The 11971-nt window shown below is 67.6% G+C and carries 10 protein-coding genes; 2 read left to right on the top strand and 8 right to left on the bottom strand.

Annotated elements, in window-relative coordinates:
- Positions 1–49: 49 nt before the first annotated feature.
- From VDQ18_RS09060 to VDQ18_RS09035, 6 genes are all read right to left on the bottom strand, one after another.
- Complete coding sequence (locus VDQ18_RS09060; protein ID WP_323020622.1) at positions 50–673, bottom strand: thiamine phosphate synthase; 624 nt, start codon at positions 671–673, stop codon at positions 50–52.
- A gap of 92 nt (positions 674–765) precedes the next feature.
- Positions 766–2403, bottom strand: coding sequence for an ABC transporter ATP-binding protein (locus VDQ18_RS09055; RefSeq protein WP_323020621.1), 1638 nt, complete (start codon positions 2401–2403; stop codon positions 766–768).
- Positions 2396–3214: an ABC transporter permease gene (locus VDQ18_RS09050; RefSeq protein WP_323020620.1), complete on the bottom strand. Its 819-nt coding sequence runs from the start codon at positions 3212–3214 to the stop codon at positions 2396–2398. The genes VDQ18_RS09055 and VDQ18_RS09050 overlap by 8 nt, the downstream gene beginning before the upstream one ends.
- The gene (locus tag VDQ18_RS09045; RefSeq protein ID WP_323020619.1) at positions 3211–4167 is read right to left on the bottom strand and encodes an ABC transporter permease; all 957 of its coding nucleotides are present in this window, start codon (positions 4165–4167) and stop codon (positions 3211–3213) included. The genes VDQ18_RS09050 and VDQ18_RS09045 overlap by 4 nt, the downstream gene beginning before the upstream one ends.
- 7 nt (positions 4168–4174) lie before the next feature.
- Positions 4175–5761 (bottom strand): ABC transporter substrate-binding protein, encoded by a 1587-nt coding sequence (locus VDQ18_RS09040; RefSeq protein WP_323020618.1) that lies wholly within the window; start codon positions 5759–5761, stop codon positions 4175–4177.
- Between the two features lie 135 nt (positions 5762–5896).
- Positions 5897–7852 (bottom strand): CocE/NonD family hydrolase, encoded by a 1956-nt coding sequence (locus VDQ18_RS09035; RefSeq protein ID WP_323020617.1) that lies wholly within the window; start codon positions 7850–7852, stop codon positions 5897–5899.
- 156 nt (positions 7853–8008) lie between these two features.
- On the opposite strand from VDQ18_RS09035, the gene VDQ18_RS09030 reads away from it, so the two are divergent.
- Positions 8009–9424 carry an amidase gene (locus tag VDQ18_RS09030; protein ID WP_323020616.1) on the top strand — a complete coding sequence of 472 codons (1416 nt, stop codon included), beginning with the start codon at positions 8009–8011 and terminating at the stop codon, positions 9422–9424.
- 94 nt (positions 9425–9518) lie between these two features.
- On the top strand, positions 9519–9725 hold the full coding sequence (locus tag VDQ18_RS09025; RefSeq protein ID WP_323020615.1) for a hypothetical protein: 207 nt from the start codon (positions 9519–9521) through the stop codon (positions 9723–9725).
- A 3-nt stretch (positions 9726–9728) separates the two neighbouring features.
- Here VDQ18_RS09025 and pyrC read toward each other — a convergent pair whose 3' ends face one another.
- Positions 9729–10766, bottom strand: a complete 1038-nt coding sequence (gene pyrC / locus VDQ18_RS09020; RefSeq protein ID WP_323020614.1) for a dihydroorotase — start codon at positions 10764–10766, stop codon at positions 9729–9731.
- A 38-nt stretch (positions 10767–10804) separates the two neighbouring features.
- The gene (locus VDQ18_RS09015; RefSeq protein WP_323020613.1) at positions 10805–11740 is read right to left on the bottom strand and encodes a phosphoadenosine phosphosulfate reductase; all 936 of its coding nucleotides are present in this window, start codon (positions 11738–11740) and stop codon (positions 10805–10807) included.
- Positions 11741–11971: the final 231 nt, after the last annotated feature.

Genomic DNA, 11971 nt, shown 5'->3' with positions numbered 1-11971 from the left:
CCTTGGTCGCCCGAGGCACCGAGGGCGAAACCTCTCCGCCCCCAGACCTTCAGCCCAGCGGCGCCATCAGCGCCTTCAGCGCCGCCAACGGGTCCTCGGCGCCCCAGATCTCGGCGCCGAGGGCGAAGAAATCGGTGATCGGCGCCAGCGTCTCGACCAGCGCGAGGGTCAGCGCGCCTTCGGCCACCACCGGTACTTCGATCATCTCGGACCACCAGGCGAAAAGCTCGGTCTCGGCCCGCGCCCCGGTGCCGAGGCCGGTTTCGCCGACCGGGCCGAAGCTCACGTAATCGGCGCCCGCCTCGGCTGCGTTCAACCCGTCGTGGCGCGAGGTGCCGCAGCCCGCGCCCAGGATCGCATCGGGGCCCAGGGTCTTGCGCAGTTTGCGCAGGTCGCGCGCGCCGTCGGGCAGGTGGACCCCGTCGAGGCCCAGCCGCTCGGCCAGCACCGCATGGCGCTCGATCACCAGCGGGATATCGCGGGCATGCGAGACTTCGCGCAGCGCATCCGCCGCCCGGGCGATCTGATCCTCGTCATTGCCGGCCAGCGCCAGGCGCAGGCAGGCGACCTCGATCCCGTCCAGCACCCGCGCCAGGCGCGGTGCGAAATCCTCGGGGTCGAACGCGGGGGGCGTGACGAGATAGAGCTGCGGGCGGTCTTGCTGGTCGGTCATCGGACACCTTCGGGCGAAACAGCGCCCTGTCTAGACGGGCCGGGCAGGGCGCGCAATCGGCATCCCGTCCCGGCCCGCCGGATTTCACCCGCTCAATTGCCCGCGCTGCTCATCCGCCGATGCGCCAGCACCTTCTCCAGCCAGCCCAGCTCCATCTCCGGCACCGAGGACAGCAGCAGGTCGGTATAGGCATCAAAGGGCGCGGTCAGCACCTGATCCTTCGGCCCGTAGCGCTGCACCTTGCCGCGGTACATCACCGCGATGCTGTCGGCGATGGCCCGCACCGTGGCGATGTCATGGGTGATGAAGAGATAGGCCACGCCTTCGCGCGCCTGCAGGTCCAAGAGCAGCTTCAGGATGCCGTCCGCCACCAGCGGATCCAGCGCCGAGGTCACCTCGTCGCAGATGATCAGCTTGGGCTTGGCGGCCAGCGCCCGGGCGATGCAGACCCGCTGCTTCTGCCCGCCCGACAGTTCCGCCGGGTAGCGGTCGGCAAAGCCCTTACCCAGTTCGATGGCGTCCAGCAGCTCCTGCACCCGCTCGTCGCGTTTCCGGCCGCGCAGGTTGAAGTAGAATTCCAGCGGCCGGCCGATGATCGTCGCCACCGTCTGGCGCGGGTTCATCGCCACATCGGCCATCTGATAGATCATCTGCAACTCGCGCAGCTCATCGCGCGAGCGTTGCTTCAGCGCCGGGGGCAGGGGCTTGCCGTCGAAGGTGATGGTCCCCTTGCGCGGCGGCAGCAGCCCGGTGATGACCCGTGCCATGGTCGATTTACCCGATCCGGATTCACCGACCAGCGCCAAAGTCTGACCCGGATGCAGCTCGACCGAGACATCCGACAGCACGTCCTTGGCCATGGCGCCGTAGCGGGCCGAGACGCCCTCGACCCTGAGCAGCGGCTCGGGCGTCGGCTGTTTCTGCTGGTGATCGATGGAGCGGACCGAGATCAGGGCCTGCGTGTATTCCTCGCGCGGGGCCTCGATGATCTGCTGCACCGTGCCGTGTTCGACCATCTTGCCGTGGCGCAGCACCATGATCTCGTCCGATACCTGCGCCACCACCGCCAGATCGTGGGTGATGTAGAGCGCGGCGACGCCGGTCTCGGCAATCGCCGTCTTGATCGCCGCCAGAACGTCGATCTGCGTCGTCACATCCAGCGCCGTGGTCGGCTCGTCGAAGATCACGAGGTCGGGCTTGGGACAGAGCGCCATCGCCGTCATCGCCCGCTGCAACTGCCCGCCCGAGACCTGGTGCGGATAGCGTTTGCCGAAATTCTCGGGGTCGGGCAGCGACAGGGTGCGGAACAGATCGACCGCGCGTTTCTCCGCTTCGTCCTTCGACATGAGGCCATGGTGCAGCGTGGCTTCCGTCACCTGCTCCATCAGCCGCTTGGCCGGGTTGAAGGCGGCGGCAGCGGATTGCGCGACATAGGTCACTTCCTTGCCGCGCAGCCCCCGGAGCGTGGCGGCGCTGGCCGCCCGGATCTCGCGCCCGTTGAGCAGGATGTTGCCGCCCGACAGCCGGATGCCACCCCGGCCGAAGGACAGGGCGGACAGGCCGATGGTGGATTTCCCGGCGCCGGATTCGCCGATCAGCCCCATGACCTTGCCGCGTTCCAGCGTCAGCGACACGTCGTCGACGATCACCACATCGCGCGGTTTCTCGCCCGGGGCATAGACCGTGGCCTCGATGCGCAGGTTCTTGATCTCGAGCAGGGTGTCAGCCACCGCGGCCCCCTTTCAGGCTGGTCGTGCGGTTCAGCGCCCAGTCGGCCACCAGATTGACCGAGATGGACAGCGTGACGATGGCCACGGCGGGGATCAGCGCCGCCGGGATGCCATAGACGATCCCCTCGCGGTTCTCCTTCACGATGCCGCCCCAGTCGGTCTCGGGCGGCTGGATGCCGATGCCGAGGAACGAGAGCGTCGAGATGAAGAGGATCGCGAAGATGAACCGCAGGCCCAGTTCGGCGACCAGCGGCGACAGGGCATTGGGCAGGATCTCGCGGAAGATGACCCAGCGCTGGCCTTCGCCGCGTAGGCGCGCGGCCTCGACGAAATCCATGACATTGATGTCGACCGCCACCGCCCGCGACAGGCGGAAGACGCGGGTGGAATCCAGCAGGCCCATGACCAGGATCAGCACCGGGATCGTCACCGGCATGACCGAGAGCACGACGAGGGCGAAGATCAGCGTCGGGATCGACATGACCAGATCGTTGACGCGCGACATGATCTGATCGGTCACGCCGCCATAGACCGCGGCCGTGAAGCCCAGGACCGAGCCCAGCGTGAACGAGACGGCGGTCGCCATCGAGGCGACAAAGATCGTCGTCTGCCCGCCATAGATCATCCGCGTCAGCAGATCCCGGCCCAGATTGTCGGTCCCCAGCCAGAATTGCGAGGACGAGGGCTCCCAGATGTCGCCGACGATCTGTCCCAGCCCATAGGGTGCGATCCAGGGCGCCAGAAGCGCGGCCAGGAAGAACAGCCCGGTGATGAAAAGCCCCAGAAGGGCGGAAATCGGTATGCCCTTCATTTCGGATGCCTCAGTCGCGGGTTGGACAGGATGGAGATGAGATCGGCCAGCAGGTTCAATCCGATATAGATGGTGGCGAAGATCAGCCCGCAGGCCTGCACCACCGGCACGTCGCGCTTGGCCACATGGTCGACCAGATACTGGCCCATGCCGGGATAGACGAAGACCACCTCGATGACGACCACGCCGACCACCAGATAGGCGAGGTTGATCATCACCACATTGACGATGGGGGCGATGGCATTGGGCATGGCGTGGCGGGCGATCAGGGTGAAGCGCCTGAGCCCCTTCAGCTCGGCCGTCTCGATATAGGCCGATTGCATGACATTCAGGATCGCCGCCCGGGTCATGCGCATCATATGGGCCAGCACCACGAGGGTCAGGACCATGGCGGGCAAGGCCACGGCGTTCAGCTTCTGCAGGAAGCTCATGCCGTCATTGATGTTCGAGACCGAGGGGAAAAGCCCCCACTGGACCGAGAACAGATACATGATGACATAGCCCAGCAGGAATTCGGGCAGCGAGATCGAGGTCAGGGTGATGGCCGAGATCAGCTTGTCGGGCCAGCGGTCGCGGTAGCGGACGGCCAGAAGACCCAGGAAGATGGCCAGCGGCACCGAGATGCAGGCGGCGACGGCAGCCAGGAAGAGCGTGTTCTGCAACCGTCCGGCGATCGACGAGGCAATATCGCGGCCATTCGACAGGGCGGTGCCAAGATCGCCCTGCAAGGCGCTGAAAAGCCAGCTGAAATATCGGGTGGTCGCGGGTTGGTCCAGGCCCAGGGAGGCGCGCATATTGGCCAGCGCCTCGGGCGTTGCGTTCTGGCCCAGGATGGCCTGGGCGACATCGCCGGGGAGGATCATCGTGCCGACGAAGATCATCACCGAGGCGGCGAAGAGCAACAGGAGACCCAGCGCAAGGCGCTGGATCACCAGTTTCGGGATCGGGTGCATCGGCGGCTTACGTCGCGGACCACATCATGATCGGCGCTTGCCCCGCCATCAGCTCGGCGGCGGGGTTGGCAACCCAGCCGGCGATCTGGTCGTTATGGGCGTCGATGAAATCGTTGAACATCGGGCAGATCAGCCCGCCCTCGTCGCGCACCAGAAGCCCGGCCTCGCTGTACAGCGCCTTGCGGTTGGCCATGTCCAGCTCGCCCCGCGCCTGCATGATCAGCTCGTCAAAGCGCGGGTTGAAGAAGCGGGTGTCGTTCCAGTCGGCATTCGACAGATAGGCGGTCGAATACATCTGGTCCTGCACCGGGCGCCCGCCCCAGTAGCTGGCGCAGAAGGGCTGCACGTTCCAGGTTTCCGACCAATAGCCATCGCCCGGCTCGCGGATGATGTTCAACTCGATCCCCGCCGCGGCGGCGCTTTCCTGGAAGAGCTGCGCGGCGTCCAGCGCGCCCGGGAAGGCCACGTCCGACACCCGCAGGTCCACGGGGCCCGAATGGCCCGACCGCTCGAAATGGAAGCGCGCCTGATCGGGGTCGTAGGTCCGTTGCGGGATCGAGTCGTCAAACAGCGGATAGGCCGAGTTGATCGGCATGTCGTTGCCCAAGGAGCCATAGCCGCGCAGGATGCGCTCGACCATGTCCTCGCGGTTGATCGCCAGTTTCAGCGCCATGCGCAGGTCGGCATTGTCGAAGGGCGCGGTGTTGCAATGCATGATGAAGACGTAATGCCCGCGGCCAGCGGTCGATTCCACATGCACGCCCGGCGCCCGGGCCAGCAGACCGGCGACGCGCGGCTCGACCCGGTTGATCAGCTGCACCTGGCCCGATTGCAGGGCCGAGTTGCGGGCGGTGGCATCGTTGATCACCAGGATCTCGATCTGGCTGAAATGGCCGACGCTGCTGTCCCAATGGCCGTCGAACTTCTCCAGCACATGGCGCACGCCGGGCTCGTTCTCGGCCCATTTGTAGGGGCCGGTCATGATGCCCGCGGCCGGATCGTCGAAGCCGCCGTTGGGCTGGATCATCAGGTGGTAATCGGCCAGCAGATAGGGAAGGTCGGCGTTGGGCGTGGCGGTTTCCAGCACCAGCCATTCACCATCGACCGAGATCGAGGAGATGCCGCGCATCACCCCCAGCGCGCCCGATTGCGAATCCTCGTTCGAGTGGCGGCGCAGGGTCTGGGCGACATCCTCGGGGGTCAGGGTCTGACCGTTGTGGAAGGACACGCCCGAGCGGATCTTGAAGCGCCAGGTCTGGGCATTGGCCGAGGCCTCCCATTCGGTGGCGAGCTTGGGCAGCAGGCTGCCGTCGGGGCCGATGTTCACGATGGTCTCGCCGGTGCAATAGGCATAGGCGAAGGGCACCTGCGAGGCCGCCAGCGCCGGATCCAGCGAGTTCGTGCTCTCGCCGCCCTGCATGCCCATGACCAGCGTTCCGCCCGCCCGCGGACCCTGCGCCAGCACGGCCTTGGACAGCAGGCCCGTCGCCGCCGTCGAGGCCACGCCCAGCGCAGCAGCCCGGCCAAGGAAGGCCCGGCGGTCCAGCGTGCCGCGAGCGGCCCGCGCAAGAAGGTAGCGGAATTCGTCGTTCATGGTCTTCTCCCTGAAGCGGCTTCCCCTTGGAAGCTCTATGAGGACGGCGCGAGGCACCGTACTTTTTATTGACTGGCCAATCAAACAACGGACCGGCGTTTCAATCAACGATAATGTTGCCGGTAACTGTAACAGTCATATTTCCCGGCGCGCAACACGCGCAGGGAAGTTTCTTTGGATGATTTCCGGGGTTTCCGAGCCGTCCTTGATGCAGGCGACCAGCGCGGCGTCGATCAGAATTTCCGTTTCGGTGCTGGACTGGCGGGCGCGGACCTCGGTTTCGACCGACCAATCGCCGCGTGAGAAGTGCTGCGTCCAGACCACGTCGCAGGCCGCGCTGAGCGGATCGCCGGGGCGGATGGTCCAGGTCTCGTGCATGGTGGCGCGGGTGATGAGGCCGTGATCGGGGTCTTCGGTCCGGCCGCTGTCCGAGGTGACGATGATCCGCTCCTCGCCGCTGATACGGTCGATCTCGTGCCGCCGCGTCTCCTCGGCCGGGGTCAGGCGGATCAGGCGGTTGGGCGCGACCGGCGGCGGCTCGGCAAAGGCGCAACGGGTCAGCGGGGCCTCGGCCAGCGGCAGGGCCAGCGAGCCCCCGGTCAGCCGCAGCGCGACCGGCTTCGGCGAGGGCCAGATCCAGGGCCAATAGGTCGTGGACAGCGCCAGCCGCAGCCGGTGCCCGGGCGCCAGTTCATAGGCGCATTGGTCAAGCCTCAGCGTCACCGTCACCGGCTCGCCCGGGACCAGGGCCGACGGCGGGTCGGTCCGGTGGCGCAGGTTCAGGATGCCATGGGCGATGCGGGTCGAGGCCCCGTCCGGCGCCACGTCGCAGAGCCGCGCGGCGAGGAAGGCGAAGGGCTGGTCGGCGCTCAGCGTCACCGTCAGTTCGGCCGCGCCGACGAGCGTCATGCCCTCGGGCAGCGCGGCCTCGAAACAGACCGACAGCGCATCGTCAAACCGTTGATCCGCCGCCATTTCCGCGTTCAGCCCCATGGGGAAGAACTCGCCCGCCGCGGCGCCCAGCGTCTGCGGCGTGGCGATGGTGCGGTCGATCGGACCCTCGGCCCCAAGCACGCCGTTTGCGCCCAGTTTCAGGTGGTGCGAGGGCGGGGCGGGCGCGGGCCCTGCCACCCAATAGCCCGGGCGATGGGCGGCGCTGGCATCGGGCGGGGCCTCGGTCAGGACATAGGCGCGATAGGCGGGCCAGTCCCCGGCGCCATTCGCCACATTCTTCAGCCAGTGATCCCACCAATCCTTCAGCACGCCCAGAAAGTCGATGCGCGGCGCGGGGACCGCCGTGTGGGGGTATTGATGCACCCAGGGGCCGACGATGGCCTTGCCCCTCGGCGCCTGTTCGGCCAGCGCGGCGGGGGCGTTCATGTAATTGTCGTTCCAGCCGCCGAAGGACAGGACCGCCGCGTCGAGCCGCGAGAAATCCTCGCATACCGAACCATGCTTCCAATAGGCGTCGCGCGTCTGGTGGCCGGTCCAGCGCTCGGCCAGATTGGGCATCGAGGCGAGGCGGGCGCGGAAATCCTGCCGCCAGTCGGGGCGCAGCAGCGGGTCGGCGGGACGGGCGGCATAGCTGAGCATCAGCGCGCCCCAGCCGAAATTCTCGCCCAGAAGGCCGCCGCCCTTGAAATGGATGTCGTCGTTGAAGCGGTCGACGGTGCCGCAGATGCTGGCCACCGCCTTCAGCGCCGGCGGGCGGCGGAAGGCGGTCTGCAGGCAGTTGAAGCCGCCCCAGCTTTTCCCCATCATCCCGACCGCGCCAGAACACCAGCCCTGCGCGGCGATCCAGGCGATCACGTCACAGGCATCCTGTTGTTCCTGCTCGGAATATTCGTCGTCGAAGGTGCCTTCGCTGTCGCCCGTGCCGCGGATGTCGACCCGCAGGCAGGCATAGCCCTGCGCCGCCATCCAGGGGTGGATCGTCTCGTCTCGGGGCAGGGTGTTGTCGCGTTTGCGATAGGGGATGTATTCGAGGATCGCGGGGACCGGCGGGCCACCCTCGGGCCGCCAGAGCCGCGCGGCAAGGCGGGTGCCGTCGGGCAGGGGGATGAAAAGGTCGTCCCGGTCGATGAGCGCCACGCGGATCTCCTTGTCGCTGGGTCATGCGATGCCAGAGGCCGGCGAATGGCGCAACCAAATGCGGCAATCGGGCGTCGAAAAGCGACATGGGCCGATGCGGCGCCCTTGCCAAGTGCCGCTACTCGCCGGAAAGTGGCGCAAAGCGAGGGGGTTAGGATGGACGATCTTCTGGATCTGGGCGCGCTGGAGCAGGCCTCGGCGCTGGAGGCGCGGCAGGTCTCGGCCGAGGAGCTGATGCGCGCCACACTGACGCGAATCGCCGCGCGGAACCCGGCGGTCAACGCCATCGTCAGCCTGCGGGACGCGGAGTCCCTGCTGGCCGAGGCCCGCGCCGCCGATCAGACCCCGCGCAAGGGCTGGCTGCACGGGATCCCGATGGCGGTGAAGGATCTTTCGAATGTGGCGGGACTGCCGACCTCGATGGGTTCGCCGATCATGGCCGGGCAGATGGCGCGCAAGGACGACCTGATGGTCGGCCGGATGCGGGCGGCGGGCGCGCTCTTCATCGGCAAGACCAACACGCCCGAGTTCGGGCTGGGCAGCCACACGTTCAACCCGGTGCATGGCGCGACCGGGAATGCCTGGAACCCGGGGCTCAGCGCCGGGGGATCCTCGGGCGGGGCGGCAGTGGCTTTGGCCTGCCGAATGCTGGCGGTGGCGGACGGCTCCGACATGATGGGCAGCCTGAGGAACCCGGCGGGCTGGAACAACGTCTATGGCATGCGGCCCAGCTGGGGCCGGGTCCCGGACGCGGCCGAGGGCGAAACCTTTCTGCATCCCCTTGCCACCAACGGGCCGATGGCGCGCAACCCCCGCGATCTGGCCGCGCTGCTGGAGGTGCAAGCGGGTCCGAACCCGGCGCGGCCCTTCACGCTACCGGCCGAGGATTACCTGTCCCGGATCGAGGCGCCGGTCAAAGGCCGCCGCGTGGCCTGGCTGGGCGATTGGGGCGGGGCCTATGCCATGGAAGACGGCGTGCTGGCCACCTGCGAGGCGGCGCTTGCCCAGTTCGACACGCTGGGCGTCACGGTCGAGGCGCTGGACGCCCCCTTCGACGCCGGGCGCCTCTGGCAGGCATGGCTCGACCTGCGGGCCTTCGCCAATGCCAACCGGCTGGCGCCGCTCTATGGCAACCCGGACTGGCGCCGCCAGCTGAAGGCCACCGCCATCTGGGAGATCGAGACCGGCCGGGCGCTGACGCTGGAGGCGGTGCAGGCGGCAAGCCTTGCCCGGTCGCAATGGTGGGCGAAGGCGGCGGCGCTTTTCGAGAGCTATGACGCCCTCATCCTGCCCAGCGCCCAGGTCTGGCCCTTCCCCGTGGCGCAGGAATACCCGGTCGAGATCGCCGGGCGGGCCATGGACACCTATCACCGCTGGATGGAGGTGGTGCTGCCGGTCTCGATCCTCGGGCTTCCGGCGGTCTCGGTCCCGGCAGGCTTCGGGCCGGGGGGGCTGCCGATGGGGATGCAGCTGATCGGGCGGCATGGTGACGATCTGGGCCTGCTGCAACTGGCCGAGGCCTGGCATCAGGCGACGCCCTTTGCCCGGCGGCGCCCGCCCTTAACCGCTTAACCAGAGGCATTTTTTCCGCATCGGCCGGGCAGGGCACCATAATTCGGTCAGAATTGGGCCGCAAACCAAAGGCGTTGTGTCGTCGGAGGTTGTCATGCCCGGTCAGTTTCACAAGTTCCTCGCCGACGAGTTGGGCGCGATAACCGTGGACTGGGTCGTGCTGACCGGCATCGCGGTCGGCTTCGGCTTCATGGTGCTGGCGACGCTGGGCAGCGGGACGACGGATGTCGGCGCCCAGATGCAACGCAATCTGGGCGCAGTTCAGGTCACGCAGATGCCGGAACTGGGCTTTTCGGAATAACCCTCAGCCCGCCACACGCCAGTAGAGGTCGAAACCCGGCTCGAAAACGGTCACGGGACCGGCGCCGGTCTCGATCTTGGCCGGGAAGCGCACGGGGTCGGTGGTCTTCTCAAGCGTGATGGTGCCCGCGTTCCGCGTCAGCCCATAAAAATCCGCGCCGAAATGCGAGGTAAAGCCCTCCAGCCTGTCGAGCCTGCCTTCGCGGTCGAAGATCTGGGCGAGGATCGGCATGGTGTTGGTCGCGGTGAAACACCCGGCGGCGCAGCAGGCGCATTCCTTGCGGTCGTCGCTGTGCGGCGCGGAATCGGTGCCGAGGAAGAAGCGCGGATCGCCCGAGAGCGCGGCCTCGACCAGCGCCTGCCGGTGCAGTTCGCGCTTGGCGACGGGCAGGCAGAAGTAATGCGGCCGCATGCCGCCGACCAGCAGCGAGTTGCGATTGAGGATCAGGTGATGGGTGGTGATCGTGGCGCCCAGACCCTGCGGATTGGCCCGCACGTAATCGACCGCATCCTTGGTCGTCACATGCTCCATGATCACCTTGAGGCCCGGATGGGTCCGGCGGATCGGGTCCAGCACCGTCTCGATGAACACCGCCTCGCGGTCGAAGATGTCGATCTCGGCCGCCGTCACCTCGCCATGGACGCAGAGCGGCACGCCTGCTTCGGCCATCGCCTCGAACACCTTGGCGACCTTGGTGAAATCCGTGACGCCCGAGGCCGAGTTGGTGGTCGCCCCGGCCGGATAGAGCTTGACCGCGGTAACGATGCCCGCCCGATGGGCGGCGACCAGATCGGCGGGATCGGTCTGTTCGGTCAGGTAGAGCGTCATCAGCGGCGTGAAATCCGCCCCCGGCAGCGCCGCGGCGATCCGCTCGCGATAGGCCGCGGCCTCGGCCCCGGTGACGACCGGCGGCACCAGGTTGGGCATGATGATCGCCCGGGCGAAATCGCGCGCCGATTCGGGCGCGATGCCGGTGAGCATGGCGCCGTCGCGCAGGTGGAGGTGGAAATCGTCGGGGCGGGTGAGGGTGAGGCGGGTCATGGCGTCCCCATACCGCGCGCTCGGGCGGCTGTGAAGCCTCAGCGCGCGGGCGACGCGCCGGTTTCGGCCCGCTGCAGCGCCTGACGCAGTTGCGGGTGATCCACCAGTTCGTTGGCGGCGCGAAGCGCCCGCAGGACCAGCGCCGGGCGGTCCTGGCTTTGCAACCGGCCGATCAGCCGTCCGAGGTAATGCGGGTTCTGCCGCCGCGCCCGCCACAGGTGGAAGAAGCGCTGCGGGGTCAGGGTGCCCGCGCAGGCCGCATCGATCAGCGGGCGCAGCACGTTGACGCGGGCCAGTTCGGCCTGCGGATCGCGGCCGATATGGCGGGCGCGCAGCCGGTGGATATGCGGCCCGCGGAACATCGCCGCATGCACCGCATCGACCTGCTGGATCGGATCATAGAGGATATAGACGCTGTCCGCGCCCTCGCACATGTCGGGGGCAAAGCCGAAGCGGCTGGTGAAATCGAGCTTGCGGGCGCGCAGGAAGCGGCGGTCCCATTCGGCCAGCTCGGTGTCGAGCGTGGCCTGCGGCGCCAGCGCCAGCACCGTGGCGCCGGGGGCGGCGACGGCAAAGGCGGCGGCGGCATAGCCGCCCATGCCCGCGCCATAAAAGACCACGCGGTCGAAATCCTCGAAGAAGGCATCGTCGATCAGCCGGTCGAAATAGCCATAGACCGCAGGGTCGCGGAACCAGCTGTCCTCATGCGCGATGATCGTCAGTGAGGACCAGCCGCGCGGCGCGGCGATCTGGTAACCAAGGGGCATCTGGCCGCCACCGGCCCCGCGCACGCCCGCCCGCGTCTCGAAGCTGACCAGCAGGACCGGCCCCTGATCCGAGAAGAAGGCCGAATGCGCGCCGCCCAGGGGTTCGAAATAGCCCGCTTCCTCGCCGATCTCATCCATGATGACCAGCCAATCGGCATCCGACTGCGCCTCGCCGGCATCGAACATCTCGATGGAATCGTCGGTCATGGGTCCCTCGGCAATCGACAATCGCCCCGGGGGCGGGGCGCAAACGTTAACCTTTTTTACACCACAGAGGCATGGCCGAAAACCGGGCAAGCTGTGGCGATCCTGTGGAATTCGGCGCCAAGGCGGAAACGCACCGAGCCGATTGTTGCCGTCCCGGCGACGACGCGCCCGGTCCAAGGCCGCTTGCGGGGGGCGCGGCCCTTGCCTAGCCTGCGCGGCAGCGTTTTCAGT

The sequence above is a fragment of the Pararhodobacter sp. genome (genome assembly GCF_034676075.1).
Classification (GTDB): domain Bacteria; phylum Pseudomonadota; class Alphaproteobacteria; order Rhodobacterales; family Rhodobacteraceae; genus Pararhodobacter.
This window is presented reverse-complemented; position numbering and strand designations above follow the sequence as displayed.